Genomic DNA, 17162 nt, shown 5'->3' with positions numbered 1-17162 from the left:
GCGATCACCAGCGGTCGTGCACATGGGAGCGGATGCGCTCGTCGTACACGCGCTCGAGGTCGGCGAGCTGGCCGGCGCTCAGCGACGGCAGCGAGGCGGCGGCGACGTTGCCCAGCGCCTGCTGGACGTTGCGCGCGCCCGGGATGACGGTGGTGACGCCCGGCTGGTCGATCACCCAGCGCAGCGCGAAGGCGGCGGTGGTGACGTCCGGGCCGGCGATCTCGGCGACCTCGCGGGCGGCGGCGACACCGACCTCGAAGGGCACCCCGGCGAAGGTCTCGCCGACGTCGAAGGCCTCACCGTTGCGGTTGAAGTTCCGGTGGTCGTCGGCGGCGAAGGTGGTGTCGGTGGAGTACTTGCCCGACAGCAGGCCGCTGGCCAGCGGCACCCGGGCGAGGATGCCGACCTCGGCCCGCTGGGCGGCGGGCAGCAGCTGCTCCAGCGGCTTGCGCCGGAAGACGTTGAGGATCACCTGGATCGACTGCACGCCGGGGTGCTGCAGGGCGGTGAGGCCCTCGGCGACGGTCTCGACCGAGACGCCGTAGGCGGCGATCGCCTGCTCCTCGACCAGCGCGTCGAGGGTCTCGTAGACGCGCTCGTCGGAGTAGACGGCCGGGGGTGGGCAGTGCAGCTGCACCAGGTCCAGGGTGTCGACGCCGAGGTTGCGGCGGGACCGGTCGATCCAGGCCCGCAGGTTCTCCGGGGTGTAGGACTCGGCGGCGAAGGGGTCGGCGCGACGGCCGGCCTTGGTGGCCACGAAGGGGCGCTCACCCCGGGCGGCCAGCGCCTTGCGGATGCGCTCCTCGGAGCGGCCGTCGCCGTAGACGTCGGCGGTGTCCAGCAGGGTGACGCCGGCGTCCAGCGCGGCGTCGAGGACCGCGGCGGCGTCGTCCTCGGACACGTTCCCCCAGTCACCACCCAGCTGCCAGGTGCCGAGGCCGACGACGGAGACGTCGGCGCCGGTCCGGCCCAGCGGGCGGGTCTCGAGGGGGGTGTTGGCGGACTCGGCGATGCCGTCGGTGACTGTCACGCACCCACCGTCGCACGCACCCGCTCGAACAGCTCGCCCAGGGGCACGGCGACCTGCTCGTGCGACCGCAGGTCACGCAGCTGTGCGACCCCCTCGGCGAGGTCCCGGTCGCCGAGCACCACCGCGTGCGAGGCACCCGACCGGTCGGCGGCCTTCATCGCGCCCTTGAGCCCGCGGTCGCCGTAGACGGTGTCGGCGGAGACGCCGGCCTCCCGCAGCTGACCGACCAGCTTCACGGCGAGCCGCTTGGCCTCCGCGCCCAGCGGGACGACGAACGCCTGCACGCCGGCCGACGTGGCGATGTCCAGCCCTTCGGCCTGCACCGCCAGCAGCGTGCGGTCGACACCGACGGCGTAGCCGATGCCGGAGAGGTCGGGCCCGCCGAGGGCCGCGGACAGCCCGTCGTAGCGGCCGCCACCACCGATCGCCGACTGCGAGCCGAGCCCGGAGTGCACGAACTCGAACGTCGTCTTCGTGTAGTAGTCCAGGCCGCGGACCAGCCGGGGCGCCTCCGTCCAGGTCACGCCCAGATCGGTGAGGTGCTCGCGGACGGCGTCGTAGTGGGCCTTGGTGGAGTCGGAGAGGTGGTCGACCATCAGCGGGGCGTCGTCGAGCTGGGCCTGCACCTCGGGGCGCTTGTCGTCGAGCACCCGCAGGGGATTGATCTCCGCCCGGCGCCGGGTGTCCTCGTCGAGGTCCAGCTTCGCCAGGAAGTCGACCAGCAGCTCGCGGTACTGCGGGCGGCAGGTGGCATCGCCCAGCGAGGTCAGCAGCAGCTCGAAGTCGCGCAGCCCCAGGTCCCGGAACCCCTGCGCGGCCAGCGCCACCACCTCGGCGTCCAGCGCCGGGTCGTCGACCCCGATCGCCTCAACGCTGACCTGGGTGAAGTGCCGGTAGCGACCCGCCTGCGGACGCTCGTAGCGGAACGCCGACCCGGCGGTCCACAGCTTCACCGGCAGCGCGCCGGCGTAGAGCCGATGCTCCACGAAGGCGCGCATCACCCCGGCGGTGAACTCCGGGCGCAGGGTGATCGACCGGCCCCCGCGGTCGGTGAACGTGTACATCTCCTTGGAGACGACGTCGGTGGACTCCCCCACCCCGCGGGAGAAGACGGCGGTGTCCTCGAACGTCGGCGTCTCGATGTAGCCGTAGCCCGCGCGCCGCAGCGGCGCGGTGAGGGTGTCGCGGACGGCGAGGAACTGCGCCGAGTCCGGGGGCAGCGTGTCGAACGTGCCCTTGGGAGCCCGCATCGGCTCGCTCACAACGAACGTCCCTTCGGTGCACTCGCGGCTTCCGCGAGGTACGGGTTGGTGGCGCGCTCGCGCCCGATCGTGGTGGCCGGCCCGTGCCCGGGGAGGACGACGGTCTCGTCCTCCAGCGGCAGGACGACGTCGCGCAGCGAGCCGAGCATGTCCTCCCACGAACCGCCGGGGAGGTCGACCCGGCCGACCGAGCCGGCGAAGAGCACGTCACCGGCGAGCAGACCGGGCGCCTCCCCCAGGTCCAGGGAGAAGACCACCGAGCCGCGGGTGTGCCCCGGCGCGTGCCGCACGGTCAGGTCGACGCCGGCCAGCGAGATCGTCGTCCCGTCGGCCAACGGCAGGACGTCGGCGGGGTCCGGAAGCTGCACGCCGGTGATCAGCGGGGCGAGCTGCGGGCCGTGCCAGCGCGCCGGGTCCGACAGCATGCCGGCGTCCTCGGGGTGCAGGTAGGCGGGGATGTCGTAGCCGGAGCAGACCGGCAGCACGGAGAAGGTGTGGTCCAGGTGGCCGTGGGTCAGCACGACGGCGACCGGCTTGAGCCCGTCGTCGGCCAGCATCCGGGCCAGCGGCTCGACCGCGTCCATCCCCGGGTCGACGACGACGCACTCCTGCCCGGCCCCCGGGGCGACGGCGTAGCAGTTGGTGCCGAACGCGCCGGCGGGGAAGGAGCGGATGAGCACCCGTGCAGGTTACGCGGGCGACATCCGTCCAACTGGCGCTGCCAGGGTCCGGACAGGGAACCCACCTACACTCCGCACTCGACACACGCCGTGGTGTGGGCGCGCGGCCCAGGTCGCGGCCGCCCCCGGCGCAGCGCAGAGCCCGAGGAGCCGAGAAGAGTGCCGACCAACAAGCAGCGTCGTGAGGCTGCGCAGCGACGGCTGCAGCGCCAGCTCGAGCGGCGCGAGGAGCTCGCCCAGAAGCGCCGGCGCACCACGCTGATCGGGGCGACCGTCCTCGCCGTCGTCGCCGTGGTCGCCGCGCTGTTCCTCATCACCGGCCTCGGCGACGACGAGGAGCCCGACACCGCGGCCGCCCCCGAGACCACCACCGCCGCCCCGGTGGTCGACGGCAGCGACGGGACCTGCGACTTCGTCCCGGACACCTCCGGCAGCGACACCCTCACCGACGTCGGCATCCCGCCGGCCGAGGTGCCGACGACCGGCACCACGGACCTGACGCTGGCCACCTCCGCCGGGGACATCGGGCTGACCCTGGACCAGGAGAACGCGCCCTGCGCCGCGGCGAGCATGGTCTACCTGGCGCAGCAGGGCTTCTTCGAGGGGACGCCCTGCCACCGGCTGACCAGCGGCGGGCTGAGCGTGCTGCAGTGCGGTGACCCCAGCGGCACCGGTACCGGCGGCCCGACCTACGACTTCCCGACCCAGGTGACCGGCGCGGAGACGTACCCGCGCGGCACGCTCGCGATGGCCAACGCCGGGCAGGGCACCGACGCCAGCCAGTTCTTCCTGGTCTACGCCGACAGCCAGCTGCAGCCGGACTACACCGTCGTCGGCACCATCGACGAGGCCGGGCTGGCGACGCTGGACGCCATCGCGGCCGCCGGCATCGAGGGCGGCGCCACCGACGGTGCCCCCGCCCAGCCGGTGACGATCGAGTCGACCACCGTCCAGCAGTAGCGCACGCGCACGTGGCGGGAGGGCCCGGTCTCCACCTGGAGGCCGGGCCCTCCTGCGTCCGCGGCTCCACACTGGGGCCATGGACGCCGACCCGTACGCGGGCTTCCCCCCGGGCTTCTTCGACCGCAACGACGACGGCCCGGACGCGCGCTTCTACGACCGGCCCCGGCTGGTGACCCACATCGACGAGGCGGCGGTCGCCGCGGTCGGGGACCTCTACGCCGAGCTGGGCATCGACGGGTCGGCGCCCCGGCCGACCCGCGTGCTGGACCTGATGTCCTCCTGGGTGTCGCACTTCCGCACCCCGCCGGCCGACCTGGTCATGCTGGGCATGAACGCCGACGAGCTCGCGGCGAACCCCGCGGCCACCACGCGACTGGTGCACGACCTGAACGCCGACCCGACCGTCCCGCTGCCCGACGACGACGTCGACGCGGCGGTGTGCTGCGTGTCGATCGACTACCTCACCCGGCCGATCGAGGTGCTGGCCGAGCTGGGCCGGGTGCTGCGCCCGGGCGGGGTGCTGGCGGTGACCTTCTCCCACCGGTGCTTCCCCACCAAGGCCGTCCGCGGGTGGCTGGCCACCGACGACCAGCAGCACGGCGCCGTCATCTCCGAGCTGGTGCGCCGCAGCGGCCGCTTCACCGAGCCGACCGTCCAACTGCGAACCGCCCCGGGCGTCGGCGATCCCCTCTACGCCGTCGTCGCCACCCGCCGCGGCTGACCGACCGTCGGCCCGGCCGTCAGCGGGACGGCGTGAGCCGCACGAGCCCGCGGTCGCCGGGCACGTGGTCGACGACGACGAACACCTCGAACCAGTCGGCGCGGCGCTCTCCTGCCTGTTCGGCGGCCCAGGCGAGCACCGACGCCGCGGCCACGTCCGGACCGGTGAGTTCGTACTCGTCGCAGCTCTGCCCCGGTGGACTGCCGGCCGGGTCGGCCGTCCCCCACCAGAAGTACACGCGGTACCGCGGCTGGTCGACCTCCCAGCCCACGTCCCGCGGGTCGACCCCCCGGACCTCCATCAGGCGGTGACGCGCTCCACGTCGAAGACGCCGTCGACGTTGCGGACCGTCTGCAGCACCGAGCCCAGGTGCGCCGGGTCGGCCAGCTCGAAGGTGAACCGGCTGATCGCCACCCGGTCCCGGCTGGTCTGCACCGAGGCGGACAGGATGTTGACCCGCTCGTCGGCCAGCGCTCGGGTGACGTCGGAGAGCAGCCGGTGCCGGTCCAGCGCCTCCACCTGGATCGCGACCAGGAACACGGCCCCAGGCTGGGAGGCCCAGTCGACCTCGACCAGCCGCTCCGGCTTGGCCTGCAGGTCCGCGGCGTTGGTGCAGTCGGTGCGGTGCACGCTCACGCCGCCGCCGCGGGTCACGAAGCCGAGGATCTCGTCGCCGGGCACCGGGGTGCAGCACTTGGCGAGCTTGGCCCACACCTCGGTCATGCCGTGCACGACGACGCCCGGGTCGCCGCTGGCGGTGCGGGCGACGGTGCGCTTGGTCGGGATCGCCGTCTCGGCGATGTCCTCGGCCGCACCCTCGGAGCCACCCAGGGCGGTGAGCAACTTCTCGACCAGCGAGTGCGCGGAGACCTGGTTCTCCCCCACCGCGGCGTACAGCGCGCTGACGTCGGGGTAGTGCAGGTCGGCGGCGAGGGTGGCCAGCGACTCGCCGCCCAGCAGGCGCTGCAGCGGCAGGCCGGCCTTGCGCATCGCCTTGGTCAGCGCGTCCTTGCCGGCCTCGACGGCGTCCTCGCGACGCTCCTTGGTGAACCACTGACGGATCTTGGTGCGGGCCCGGGAGCTGCCGACGAAGGCCAGCCAGTCCTTCGACGGGGCGGCGCTCGGCGAGCGGGAGGTGAAGACCTCCACGACGTCGCCGTTGGACAGCCGGCTGTCCAGGGAGACCAGGTTGCCGTTCACCCGGGCGCCGATGCACCGGTGGCCGACCTCGGTGTGCACCGCGTAGGCGAAGTCGACCGGCGTCGACTCCCCCGGCAGGCTGATCACGTCGCCCTTGGGCGTGAAGACGAAGACCTCCTGCGGACCGAGGTCGTAGCGCAGCGTCTCCAGGAACTCGCCGGGCTCCTGCGCCTCGCGCTGCCAGTCGAGCAGCTGGCGCAGCCAGAGCATGTCGTCGCCCGGCGCACCCGGCGCCGGCGTCAGGTCGGCCTTGCCGCCGGCGGCGCGGGCCTTCTCCTTGTACTTCCAGTGCGCCGCGATCCCGTACTCCGCGGTCCGGTGCATGTCGTGGGTGCGGATCTGCAGCTCGACCGGCTTGCCCTGCGGACCGATGACCGTCGTGTGCAGCGACTGGTACATGTTGAACTTCGGCATCGCCACGAAGTCCTTGAACCTGCCCGGCACCGGCTGCCAGTGCGCGTGCATGATGCCCAGCGCGGCGTACACGTCCCGCACGGACTCGACCAGGATCCGGATGCCGACCAGGTCCCAGATGTCGGTGAAGTCCCGGCCGCGGACGATCATCTTCTGGTAGATCGAGTAGTAGTGCTTCGGCCGGCCGGTGACGGCGGCCTCGATCTTGGCCGCCTTCAGCTGCTCGGTGACCGCTGAGGTGACCTCGGCCAGGTAGGTGTCCCGGGACGGCGCACGCTCGGCCACCAGCCGCACGATCTCGTCGTACCGCTTGGGGTACAGCGTGGCGAACGCGAGGTCCTCGAGCTCCCACTTGATCGTGTTCATGCCCAGCCGGTGGGCCAGCGGGGCGAGGATCTCCAGCGTCTCGCGCGCCTTCTTCTCCTGCTTCTCCGGCGGGAGGAAGCGCAGCGTGCGCATGTTGTGCAGCCGGTCGGCGAGCTTGATGACCAGCACCCGCGGGTCCCGGGACATCGCCACGATCATCTTGCGGATCGTCTCGGCCTGGGCGCCGTCGCCGAACTTGACCTTGTCGATCTTCGTGACGCCGTCGACCAGGTGCGCCACCTGGGGGCCGAAGTCGGCGGTGATCGACTCCAGCGTGGTGCCGGTGTCCTCGACCGTGTCGTGCAGCAGCGCGGCGACCAGCGTCGTCGTGTCCATCCCCAGCCCGGCGAGCACGGTGGCGACGGCGAGCGGATGGGTGATGTAGGGGTCGCCGCTCTTGCGCTTCTGCTCGGCGTGCGCCTCCTCGGCGACGTCGTAGGCCCGCTGCAGCAGGGCGAGGTCGGCCTTCGGGTGGCTCTGCCGGTGCAGCACCGACAGCGGCTCGAGCACCGGACGGATGCCGGTGGAGCGCTGCCCGGCGACGATCCGCCGGGCCAGCCGGTCGCGCACCCGGCGGCGGGGCGCGTTCTCGGCCTCCCCGCCCGGCTCGGGGGCCACGTCGTCGGGACGACGGACGGCGGGCCGCTCGGGCAGCGCCACCCGCGGCGGCGCCTCCTCGACGGCGGGCGCGCCGGACGTCTGCGGTGCGACGACGTCAGAGGCCACGGGTGCTCCTGCACTGTTGAGGAGGTGGACCCTGCCCATGCTAGCCGCGCCGCACCGGGTCTCGCCCGCTGCGCTCACCCGGGGTGGGGTACTGGCGGGCTCAGACCCGCCAGAGCGCGTGCACCGGGTGCGGCGCGATGCGCTCCCGCCCACCGAGCGCCATGAGCTCCACCACGACGGCGACCGCGGTGACCACCCCGCCGAGCTGCTCCACCAGGGCGATCGCGGCCTGCAGCGTGCCCCCGGTGGCCAGCACGTCGTCGACGAGCAGCACCCGCTGCCCGGGTGTGATCGAGTCGGTGTGCAGCTCCAGGGTCGCCGTCCCGTACTCCAGCGCGTACTCGGCCGAGACGACCTCGCGGGGCAGCTTGCCGGCCTTGCGCACCGGGAGGACGCCGGTCCCGGCGTCCAGGGCGACGGCGGCCGCGAGCAGGAAGCCACGCGCCTCGATGCCGGCGACCAGGTCGAAGCCGGGCCCACCGTCGGCCCGGCCCAGCGCAGCCGCCCGCGGATCGACGTCGGCGGGCTCGGTGAGCGCGTCGACGACCCGCCGGAACGCCCCGGCATCGGAGAAGACGGGGGTCAGGTCGCGGAACAGCACCCCGGGCTCGGGGAAGTCGGGCACGTCCACCGAGAAGGTGGCGATCAGCTCGTCGATCGGCAGCTCGCCGTCCCGGAGGGTGCTCATCGCCGCTTCCGACCGGCCGGACGCTGCCCCGGCCGGGCCGGCCGCTGACCGGGCCGGGGCGTGGTCGTCCCGCCCCGGACACCGGGCCGCACCGACGCCGGCGACTCGATCGGCACGTCCGCCGTCGGCTGGTCGGGCAGGGCCTCGTCCCGCTCGGCGAGTGCCACCGCGGAACGACGGGTGGCCCCGCTCCCCCGCCGGGCCGTCGCCACGGGGGCGTCGACCCGGGCGCCGCCCTGGCGGGCCTCGGCCGACCGGCGGGCGAGCACCCGCCGGCGCAGCGCCTGCTGCTCGGGGCGGCGCTCCTCCAGCTCGGCGAGCACCGGGGTGGCCAGGAAGATCGAGCTGTAGGTGCCGGCCGCCAGGCCGACGAAGAGCACCAGGGCCAGGTCCTTCAGCGTGCCCGCCCCGAGCAGCCCGGCACCGACGAACAGCAGCCCGGCCACCGGCAGCAACGCGATGACCGAGGTGTTGATCGAGCGCATCAGCGTCTGGTTGACGGCCAGGTTCGCGGCCTCGCCGTAGGTCGACCGGGCGTCCTTCTCCAGGTCCTTGGTGTTCTCGTCGACCTTGTCGAACACCACGACGGTGTCGTACAGCGAGAAGCCCAGGATGGTGAGCAACCCGATGACCGTCGACGGCGAGACCTCGAATCCGACCAACGCGTAGATGCCGGCGGTGACGACGATGTCGTGCAGCAGCGCGACGATGGCGGCGATCGCCATCGTCGGCCGGAACCGCACGGCCAGGAAGGCCACCACCGCGACCAGGAAGACGGCGAGCGCGATGAGCGCCTGGTTGGTGACGTCGCCGCCCCAGTCCGCGCTCACCGACTGCTGGCTGACCTGGGACGGGTCGACGCCGGCGGCGTCGGCGACCGCGGCCACGACGGCGGTCTCGGTCTCGTCGTCCAGCGCGCTGGTGCGCAGCAGCACGGAGTCGCCGCCGACCACCTGGGCGCTGGCCACCTGGGCCCCGGCCTCCTCGGCGGCCTCCCGGACCTCGCTGAGCTCGGCGCTGGTGGCCGGCACCCGCACGCTGTTGCCGCCGGCGAACTCGATGCCGAAGTTGAACCCGCGGAAGACCATCGCCGCGACGCACAGCAGCATCACGACGGCGGTGACCCGGAACCAGAAACGCCGCCGATCCACCACGTCCAGGCCGGCCTCGCCGTTGTAGAGGCGGTGGGCCAGCGACGCCCGCGGCCGTCCGGGGGCAGCGACCGGGGCCGTCCCCTCGGCGGGGAGCCCGGCATCGGCGAGGGCCCGGTCACCGGCGCTGTCGCCGGCCGCCTCGTCGCGCACCTCGGCGTCGTCGACCTCCTCGTCCGCCCCCGCGTCCACCCACTCGTCGGCCGGGGCGGCCTTCCGCTCGTCGGCCGGGGCGGCCGGCGCCTCGTCGGCCGGGGCGGCCGGCGCCTCGTCGGAGCTCTGCGCCGGGACACCGGCGGCGGTCGCGCCGGTGTGCGCCTGCGTCGGCGCCTCCTCCGGGGTGAGACCGTCGGGGACGGCGCCGTCGGCGCCGATCCCGTCGCGGGGGGTCATCGGTTGCTCCCGTTCGTGCTGCTGCCGGTGGCGGCGCCGACCAGCTCGCGGTCGCCCCGCGACGGGCCGGCGGGGCGCCGGCTGTGGTCGACCTGGCCGAGCCCGGAGAAGCGGTTGCTCCCGAAGCCCTTGACCCGGCTGAGCACCGCCATGAGCGGATGGGTGAAGAGGAAGACGACGATCAGGTCGAGCACCGTGGACAGGCCGAGGGTGAACGCGAAGCCCTTCACGTCGCCGATGGCCAGCCAGTAGAGGATGGCCGCGGCGAGGAAGCTGACCGCGTCGGCGGACAGGATCGTCCGGCGGGCCCGCACCCAGGCCCGTGGCGTGGCGCTGCGCAGACTGCGCCCCTCGCGCACCTCGTCCTTGAGGCGTTCGAAGTAGACGACGAACGAGTCGGCGGTGATGCCGATGGAGACGATGAACCCGGCGATCCCGGCGAGACTCAGCGCCAAGCCGATCTCCCGGCTCAGCAGCACCAGACAGGCGTAGATCACGACGGCCGACAGCACCAGGCTGGCGATCATCACCAGGCCGAGCAGCCGGTAGTAGAGCAGCGCGTAGACGAACACCAGCGCGACACCGATCGCGCCGGCGATGAGCCCGGCGCGCAGCTGCTCGCTGCCCAGCTCGGTGGTGATGGACTGCGCCGTCGCCTCGCTGAACGTCAGGGGCAGGGCGCCGTACCGGAGCTGGTTGGCCAGCTCGGTGGCGGCTGCCTGGTCGAAGCTGCCGGTGATCTGGGTGGTGCCCCCGGCGATGGCCGAGTTGATCGTCGGCGCCGAGACGACCCGCCCGTCCAGCGTGATCGCCACGTTGTTGCCGACGTTCGCGGTCGTGTACTCCGCCCACGCGGCGGAACCCGCCGACGTGAAGTCCAGGTTGACGACCCACTCGCCGGTGCCCACCTCGGTGCCGGACGTGGCGTCGGCGACGTCGGTGCCCTCGATGACGGCCGGACCGAGCAGGAACTTGGCGGTCCCGTCGTCGGAACAGGCGGCGATGAAGGAGTCGGGCTGGTCGACCTCGGTGGTCGTGGTGTCGCAGGTGAGCGTCGCGTACTCGGCGATCGCCTCCTCCTGGGTCACGACCGGCGCATCCGGGTCGGCGGCAGCCGGGTCCGTGGCCGCCGGGTCCGTCGCGGCCGGGTCCTCGGCCGGGTCGGTCGCGGCCGGGTCCGTTGCCGCGTCGGTCGCGGCCGGGTCGGTCACCGCCGGGTCCGTGGCCGCCGGGTCGGTCGCCTCGGCGTCGGCTGCGGCCGCCGGCTCGGGACCGCCGACGACCGGCCGGAAGCGCAGCTGTGCGGTGGCGCCCAGCTCCCGGGCCCGCTCGCCGTCGTCGCCCGGCACGGAGATGACGATGTTGCTCTCGCCCTCGGTGACGACCTCGGCCTCGGCCACACCCAGACCGTTGACCCGCTGCTCGATGATCTGGCGGGCGAGCTCGAGGTCCTCCGGGTCCGGGGCCTGGCCGTCCGGCGTGCGGGCGGCGAGGGTCACCGTCGTCCCGCCCTGCAGGTCGAGTCCGAGCTGGGGGGTGCGCTGGTCGCCGGTCAGGAAGACCAGGGCGTACAGCCCCGCGACGATCGCGAGGAAGGCCGCGAAGTAGCGGCGGGCGGGGAGCTGACGGGCGGCCATGCGTCGACCCGGCTCAGCGGGTGCGGTCGGTGGGGTCGCCGTCGCCGTCGATGGTGCCGGTCGCCCCCTCGGGCGGGACGGCGCCGGACGCCGGCTGGCGGATCTCCATGACCGCCGGGCGGGCCACGGTGATGACGACGCCCGGGGCGACCTCCAGGCCGACGGTGCCCTCACCGAGCGAGGCAACCGTGCCGTGGATCCCGCTGGTCAGCATGACCGGGGTGCCCACGGTCAGCGAGGCCTGCAGCGCCTCCGCCTTCGCCTGCATCTTCTTGCGCTGCCGGGCGGGCAGCACGATCAGCAGGGCGAACGCCAGGACGAGCAGGATCAAGGGGAAGAACTGTTCCACGACGGGTGAGCCTCTCTACCGCAGCGAGTCGCGCGGTGGGTGCGGCCCGGGATCGGGCCGCTCGGGTACATCGGCGCCGGCGCACGCCCACCTGCGCAGGGAGTGGCTCCGGGGCGGGGCGCCCCGGCCGCAGCCGGGTTGCGCGCCAGCGCGGAGGAGTCTAGGCGTCGAACAGGGTCTGTGACGACGCCCCGTCCGACGGCGGGTCGGCTGCGCCCCCGCCGAGTGAGACGCCACCGCGGGGCACCGGGTGGCCCAGGTGCCGGAAGGCCGCCTCCGTGGCGACCCGGCCGCGGGGCGTGCGCGCGAGCAGCCCGGCGCGCACCAGGAAGGGCTCGCAGACCTCCTCGACGGTGTGCGGCTCCTCCCCCACGGCGACCGCGAGGGTGGCCACCCCGACCGGGCCGCCACCGAACTTGGTCACCAGCGCGTCGAGCACCGACCGGTCCAGCCGGTCCAGACCGAGGTCGTCGACGTCGTAGAGCGCCAGCGCGGCCCGGGCCACCTCGAGCGTGACCCGCCCGTCGGCGCGCACCTCGGCGTAGTCGCGCACCCGGCGCAGCAACCGGTTGGCGATCCGCGGGGTGCCGCGGGACCGCCCGGCGATCTCCAGCGACCCCTCCGGGGACAGCTCGACCCCGAGCAGGTCGGCACTGCGGGCCAGCACCCGCTGCAGGTCGGCGACCTCGTAGAACTCCATCTGCCCGACGAAGCCGAACCGGTCGCGCAGCGGGCCGGTGAGCAGCCCGGCCCGGGTGGTGGCGCCGACCAGGGTGAACGGGTGGATCTCCAGCGGGATGGCCGTGGCGCCCGGCCCCTTGCCGACGACGACGTCGACCCGGAAGTCCTCCATCGCCATGTAGAGCAGTTCCTCGGCCGGCCGGGCGATGCGGTGGATCTCGTCGATGAACAACACGTCGCCGGGGCCGAGGTTGGAGAGCATCGCGGCCAGGTCGCCGGAGCGTTCGATCGCCGGCCCGCTGGTGATCTTCACCGCGGTGCCGAGCTCGGAGCCGATGATCAGGGCCAGGCTGGTCTTGCCCAGCCCGGGCGGTCCGGAGAGCAGCACGTGGTCCGGTGGCCGGCCACGGCGCTTCGCGCCCTCCAGCACGAGGTCCAGCTGGCGGGCGACCTTCGGCTGGCCGATGAAGTCGGTCAGCGAGTGCGGGCGCAGCGCGGTCTCGACGACCCGCTCCTCGTCGCCGGCCCTGGGGTCGACGGGGTCGTCGGGGAACCGCCCCGGCCCGGCGTCGGCAGCGGACAGCCCGCGGTCGAACGGGCTGCTCACGACCGCCCCAGGATCTGCAGCGCCTGGCGGAGGAGGACCGCGACCTGGACGCCGCCGGCCAGCTGCTGCTCCTCGGCCACCGGCTCGAGGGCGGTGAGCGCGGTCTCCGCCTCCCGGCTCGTCCAGCCCAGCCCGACCAGGGCCGCGGTGAGCTGGTCGCGCCACGGGGCCACCGGGGTGACCGCGCCGAGACCGGCCGCCGGCGGGCCGTCCAGCGAGGTGTCCGAGGCCGTCGTGCCCAGCCGGTCGCGGAGCTCCAGCACCAGCCGCTCGGCGCCCTTCTTGCCGATCCCGGGCACCTGCATCAGCGACTTGAGGTCGCCCATGGACACCGCGCGGCGCACCTCGCGGGGCGGATGGATCGCCAGCACCGCCTGGGCGAGCCGCGGGCCCACGCCGTTGGCGGTCTGGAGCAGTTCGAACAGCTGCCGCTCGTCGTCGTCGGCGAAGCCGTAGAGGGTCAGCGAGTCCTCACGGACCACCAGGCTGGTCGACAGCCGGGCCTGCTCCCCCACCGCCAGCCGGGCGATCGTGCCGGGGGTGCACTGCACCGAGAGGCCCACTCCACCGACCTCGACGACGGCACCGTCGGGCGAGACCGCAGCGACCCGGCCGTTCACCGAGGCGATCATCGCGCCGACACCCCCGTCCAGCGGGGCAGGGGCGCCGGACGGACCGGCGCACCGATGCCGCCGGCCAGGGCTGCGACCCGCAGCCGCTGCTGCGCCGGTCCGCGCCACACGTGGCAGACGGCCAGGGCCAGGGCGTCGGCGGCGTCGGCGGGCTTGGGGGCGGTGGCGAGCCCCAGGACGCGGGTGACCATCAGGGTGACCTGGTCCTTGTCCGCCCGGCCGTTGCCGGAGATGGCGGCCTTGACCTCGCTCGGCGTGTGCCAGGCCACCGGCACGTCGGCCTGCGCCGCGGCCAGCGCGGCGACACCCGCGGCCTGCGCGGTGCCGGTCGCCGTCCCCTTGTTGTTCTGGGTGAACACCCGCTCGATCGCGACCGCGGTCGGCCGGTGCTCACGGAGCAGTGCGGTCACGGCGGTGTGCACCTCCAGCAGACGCAGTTCCAGGTCGAGGTCGGGCGAGGTGCGGACGACGCCGACCCCCAGGGCCACCGGCCGGGCACCGGGGCGCCCCTCGACCACGCCCCACCCGCACCGGGTGAGCCCCGGGTCGATGCCGAGCACCCGCATGAGGACCTCCACCAGCCGACGCGAACACGTGTTCGAACCACGCTAACCGCCGAGGTCGAACGCACCCACCTCCGACACGCTGGTGACGGGCTGGAACGGCCCTGCTGCACGGACCCGCCGCGAGCCTGCGAGTGGTGGGGGGCAGCAGGGTCCTTCTAGGCGTCGATGGACTCCATGACCTCGTCGGAGACGTCGTAGTTCGCGTACACGTTCTGCACGTCGTCGAGGTCCTCGAGGGCGTCGATGAGCCGGAACACCTTGCCCGCGCCGTCGGCGTCCAGCTCGACCTGCACGCTGGGCAGGAAGCCCATGTCGGCGGAGTCGTAGTCGATGCCGGCGTTCTGCAGGGCGGTGCGCACGGCGACCAGGTCGGTGGGCTCGCAGACCACCTCGAAGGTGTCGCCCAGGTCGCGGACCTCTTCGGCGCCGGCGTCCAGCACGGCCATCAGCACGTCGTCCTCGGTGGTGCCGGTCGCGGGGACCACGACGACGCCCTTGCGGGAGAACAGGTAGGAGACCGAGCCGGGGTCGGCCATGTTCCCGCCGTTGCGGGTCATCGCCGTGCGCACCTCCATCGCCGACCGGTTCTTGTTGTCGGTGAGGCACTCGATCAGCACGGCGACGCCGCCGGCGGCATAGCCCTCGTAGGTGATGCCCTGGTAGTCGACCCCACCGGCCTCGAGGCCACCGCCGCGCTTGACCGCGCGGTCGATGTTGTCGTTGGGCACCGAGCTCTTCTTCGCCTTCTGGACGGCGTCGTACAGCGTCGGGTTGCCCGACAGGTCAGCGCCACCGGTGCGCGCGGCGACCTCGATGTTCTTGATCAGCTTGGCGAAGAGCTTGCCGCGCTTGGCATCGATGCCGGCCTTCTTGTGCTTGGTCGTCGCCCACTTGGAATGCCCGCTCACGACGTTCTCCCCTCACTGCCCGCGTCCGCTCCGGCGCCGGCACTGCTCGCTTGGTCTCGTGCCCTCATCGCCGTCGCCTCCCGCACCAGCTCCACGAACAGCGCGTGCACCCGGCTGTCGCCGGTGAGCTCGGGGTGGAAGCTGGTGGCCACCAGCCGGCCCTGACGGACGGCGACGATCTTACCGTCGGCCGGTCCGCCCTCCACCCGGCCGAGCACCTCGACGTCCGGCCCGGCCGCCTCGACCCACGGCGCGCGGATGAACACGGCGTGCACCGGCGCCCCCGGGACCCCGGCCAGCTGCACCGCCGCCTCGAAGGAGTCGACCTGCCGGCCGAAGGCGTTGCGGCGCACCGTCACGTCCAGACCGCCGATGGTCACCTGGTCGGCCGGGGCGTCGAGCACCGTGTCGGCCAGCATGATCATCCCGGCGCACGACCCGTAGGCGGGCAGCCCGGCCCGGACGGCGTCCCGCAGCGGCTGGAGCATCCCGAACCGCTCGGCGAGCTTGCCCATCGTGGTCGACTCCCCGCCGGGCACGACCAGCCCGTCGACCTCGGCCAGCTCGGCGGGCCGGCGGACCGACCGGGCCTCGGCACCGGCTGCCCGCAGCGCGGCCAGGTGCTCGCGCACGTCACCCTGCAGCGCGAGCACCCCGACGACCGGGCTGCTCACCACCCGCGGGTCGCGTAGCGCTCGCTCTCCGGGAGCGTGGACACGTTGATGCCGACCATCGGCTCGCCGAGCCCGCGGGAGACCTTGGCGATCACGGACGGGTCGTCGAAGAAGGTCGTCGCCTGCACGATCGCGGCGGCGCGCTGGGCCGGGTCACCGGACTTGAAGATGCCCGAGCCGACGAAGACACCCTGGGCGCCCAGCTGCATCATCATCGCCGCGTCCGCAGGGGTGGCGATGCCGCCGGCGGTGAACAGGACGACGGGCAGCGCGCCGGTGCGGGCGACCTCGGCCACCAGGTCGTACGGGGCCCGCAGCTCCTTGGCGGCGACGAACAGCTCGGTCTCGTCCAGGGTGCCCAGCCGCTTGATGCCGGCCCGGATCGCCCGCATGTGGCGGGTGGCCTCGACCACGTTGCCGGTGCCGGCCTCGCCCTTGGAGCGGATCATCGCCGCGCCCTCGGAGATCCGGCGCAGCGCCTCCCCCAGGTCGGTGGCGCCGCAGACGAAGGGCACGGTGAACGCGCTCTTCACGATGTGGTGGGCCTCGTCGGCCGGGGTGAGCACCTCGGACTCGTCGACGTAGTCGACGCCGAGCGCCTGCAGGACCTGGGCCTCGACGAAGTGGCCGATCCGGGCCTTGGCCATCACCGGGATGGAGACCGCGCCGATGATGCCCTCGATCATGTCGGGGTCGCTCATCCGGGCGATGCCGCCCTCGACGCGGATGTCGGCGGGCACCCGCTCCAGGGCCATCACCGCGACCGCGCCGGCGTCCTCGGCGATCTTGGCCTGCTCGGGGGTGACGACGTCCATGATGACGCCGCCCTTCAGCTGCTCGGCCATCCCGCGCTTGACGCGCTCGGTGCCGGTGCCGGTGGGCTCGCTGTGGTTCAGGGACATGCTGCTGCCTCGCAGGTCGTCGGGCCGGGGACCGGCGGGAGGGGACGTCCCAGCGTACGGCGGGTCAGCCGGCGGACCGCGCGGCGCCGGAACCCGGGCCGGTGAGCACCGCGTCCAGGCCGTCGTCGATGTCGAAGTACCGGGGCAGCGGCCGGTCGGCGTGCAGCCGCAGCACCCGGGCCAGCCGGCCCCGGCGCAACGTCCGGGTGTCCCGGACGGCGTCGTTGTAGAACCGCCGGGCCAGCCCCACCCGCATGCCGGCGTCCTGCAGCTCCGGGGTCAGCACCCCGGTGGGGACCCGGCGGAGCCGCCGGCCCAGCAGGTTCTCGGCGGCCTCCCGGTCCCCGGCCGACGGCGCCCGGGCCCCGGCCGCGGCAGTGGCCAGGGCGGCGGCGAGCTCGGGACCGAGGTCCTCGGCGTGCTCCCGGGCCAGCGCCGCGGCCAGCTCGGCCCGCCGCAGCAGACCGGCGTCGAGCACCTCCCGCGCGCGGCGGACCCGCCCGGCCAGCCGACGCAACCGGGTGAGCGTCCAGCCGGCCCAGCCGAGCACCAGGACCACCAGGAGACCGGCGGCGAGGAGCAGCCAGGTCGCGGTGGTCATGGGGTCCGAGG

Annotated in this window: 18 protein-coding genes; 2 read left to right on the top strand and 16 right to left on the bottom strand. The window is 73.8% G+C overall.

Annotated features, from left to right (window positions below):
- Positions 1–4 precede the first annotated feature (4 nt).
- The 3 genes from O2V63_RS06900 to O2V63_RS06890 are packed head-to-tail and all read right to left on the bottom strand — an operon-like array spanning position 5 to position 2972.
- Complete coding sequence (locus O2V63_RS06900) at positions 5–1030, bottom strand: aldo/keto reductase (protein ID WP_269166796.1); 1026 nt, start codon at positions 1028–1030, stop codon at positions 5–7.
- Positions 1027–2292 (bottom strand): histidine--tRNA ligase, encoded by a 1266-nt coding sequence (gene hisS / locus O2V63_RS06895; protein ID WP_269166795.1) that lies wholly within the window; start codon positions 2290–2292, stop codon positions 1027–1029. The genes O2V63_RS06900 and hisS overlap by 4 nt, the downstream gene beginning before the upstream one ends.
- Positions 2289–2972 (bottom strand): MBL fold metallo-hydrolase, encoded by a 684-nt coding sequence (locus O2V63_RS06890; protein ID WP_269166794.1) that lies wholly within the window; start codon positions 2970–2972, stop codon positions 2289–2291. Before O2V63_RS06890 ends, hisS begins: the two co-directional genes overlap by 4 nt.
- A gap of 159 nt (positions 2973–3131) precedes the next feature.
- On the opposite strand from O2V63_RS06890, the gene O2V63_RS06885 reads away from it, so the two are divergent.
- Together O2V63_RS06885 and O2V63_RS06880 are read left to right on the top strand one after the other, a co-directional pair.
- On the top strand, positions 3132–3932 hold the full coding sequence (locus O2V63_RS06885) for a peptidylprolyl isomerase (RefSeq protein WP_269166793.1): 801 nt from the start codon (positions 3132–3134) through the stop codon (positions 3930–3932).
- 79 nt (positions 3933–4011) lie between these two features.
- Positions 4012–4656, top strand: coding sequence for a class I SAM-dependent methyltransferase (locus O2V63_RS06880; protein ID WP_269166792.1), 645 nt, complete (start codon positions 4012–4014; stop codon positions 4654–4656).
- 19 nt (positions 4657–4675) lie between these two features.
- On the opposite strand, the gene O2V63_RS06875 is transcribed toward O2V63_RS06880, so the two are convergent.
- The 13 genes from O2V63_RS06875 to O2V63_RS06815 all read right to left on the bottom strand — a co-directional run bounded on the left by O2V63_RS06875 (position 4676) and on the right by O2V63_RS06815 (position 17151).
- Complete coding sequence (locus O2V63_RS06875) at positions 4676–4957, bottom strand: hypothetical protein (protein ID WP_269166791.1); 282 nt, start codon at positions 4955–4957, stop codon at positions 4676–4678.
- On the bottom strand, positions 4957–7362 hold the full coding sequence (locus tag O2V63_RS06870) for a RelA/SpoT family protein (protein ID WP_269166790.1): 2406 nt from the start codon (positions 7360–7362) through the stop codon (positions 4957–4959). Before O2V63_RS06870 ends, O2V63_RS06875 begins: the two co-directional genes overlap by 1 nt.
- Before the next feature lie 100 nt (positions 7363–7462).
- On the bottom strand, positions 7463–8050 hold the full coding sequence (locus O2V63_RS06865) for an adenine phosphoribosyltransferase (RefSeq protein WP_269166789.1): 588 nt from the start codon (positions 8048–8050) through the stop codon (positions 7463–7465).
- Positions 8047–9594, bottom strand: a complete 1548-nt coding sequence (secF, locus tag O2V63_RS06860) for a protein translocase subunit SecF (RefSeq protein ID WP_269166788.1) — start codon at positions 9592–9594, stop codon at positions 8047–8049. Before secF ends, O2V63_RS06865 begins: the two co-directional genes overlap by 4 nt.
- On the bottom strand, positions 9591–11231 hold the full coding sequence (gene secD / locus O2V63_RS06855; protein ID WP_269166787.1) for a protein translocase subunit SecD: 1641 nt from the start codon (positions 11229–11231) through the stop codon (positions 9591–9593). The genes secF and secD overlap by 4 nt, the downstream gene beginning before the upstream one ends.
- Before the next feature lie 13 nt (positions 11232–11244).
- Positions 11245–11580 carry a preprotein translocase subunit YajC gene (gene yajC / locus O2V63_RS06850; protein WP_269166786.1) on the bottom strand — a complete coding sequence of 112 codons (336 nt, stop codon included), beginning with the start codon at positions 11578–11580 and terminating at the stop codon, positions 11245–11247.
- Between the two features lie 160 nt (positions 11581–11740).
- A complete protein-coding gene (gene ruvB / locus O2V63_RS06845; RefSeq protein WP_331253822.1) occupies positions 11741–12868 on the bottom strand; it encodes a Holliday junction branch migration DNA helicase RuvB in 1128 nt (375 codons plus the stop codon).
- Positions 12865–13500 (bottom strand): Holliday junction branch migration protein RuvA, encoded by a 636-nt coding sequence (gene ruvA / locus O2V63_RS06840; RefSeq protein WP_269166785.1) that lies wholly within the window; start codon positions 13498–13500, stop codon positions 12865–12867. The genes ruvB and ruvA overlap by 4 nt, the downstream gene beginning before the upstream one ends.
- Positions 13497–14078, bottom strand: coding sequence for a crossover junction endodeoxyribonuclease RuvC (ruvC, locus tag O2V63_RS06835; RefSeq protein ID WP_269166784.1), 582 nt, complete (start codon positions 14076–14078; stop codon positions 13497–13499). The genes ruvA and ruvC overlap by 4 nt, the downstream gene beginning before the upstream one ends.
- Positions 14079–14221: 143 nt before the next feature.
- Entirely contained in the window at positions 14222–14974 is a 753-nt protein-coding gene (locus tag O2V63_RS06830; RefSeq protein WP_269166783.1) for a YebC/PmpR family DNA-binding transcriptional regulator, read from the bottom strand.
- Positions 14971–15648, bottom strand: coding sequence for a pyridoxal 5'-phosphate synthase glutaminase subunit PdxT (pdxT, locus tag O2V63_RS06825; protein ID WP_269166782.1), 678 nt, complete (start codon positions 15646–15648; stop codon positions 14971–14973). Before pdxT ends, O2V63_RS06830 begins: the two co-directional genes overlap by 4 nt.
- The gene (pdxS, locus tag O2V63_RS06820) at positions 15645–16550 is read right to left on the bottom strand and encodes a pyridoxal 5'-phosphate synthase lyase subunit PdxS (protein ID WP_269166781.1); all 906 of its coding nucleotides are present in this window, start codon (positions 16548–16550) and stop codon (positions 15645–15647) included. Before pdxS ends, pdxT begins: the two co-directional genes overlap by 4 nt.
- 64 nt (positions 16551–16614) lie before the next feature.
- Positions 16615–17151, bottom strand: coding sequence for a hypothetical protein (locus tag O2V63_RS06815; RefSeq protein WP_269166780.1), 537 nt, complete (start codon positions 17149–17151; stop codon positions 16615–16617).
- Positions 17152–17162: the final 11 nt, after the last annotated feature.

Origin of the sequence: Modestobacter sp. VKM Ac-2977 (assembly GCF_026968045.1) — a bacterium.
Lineage (GTDB): Bacteria > Actinomycetota > Actinomycetes > Mycobacteriales > Geodermatophilaceae > Modestobacter.
Note: the sequence above shows the minus strand (reverse complement) of the source record. Positions and strands in the feature narration are given on the sequence as shown.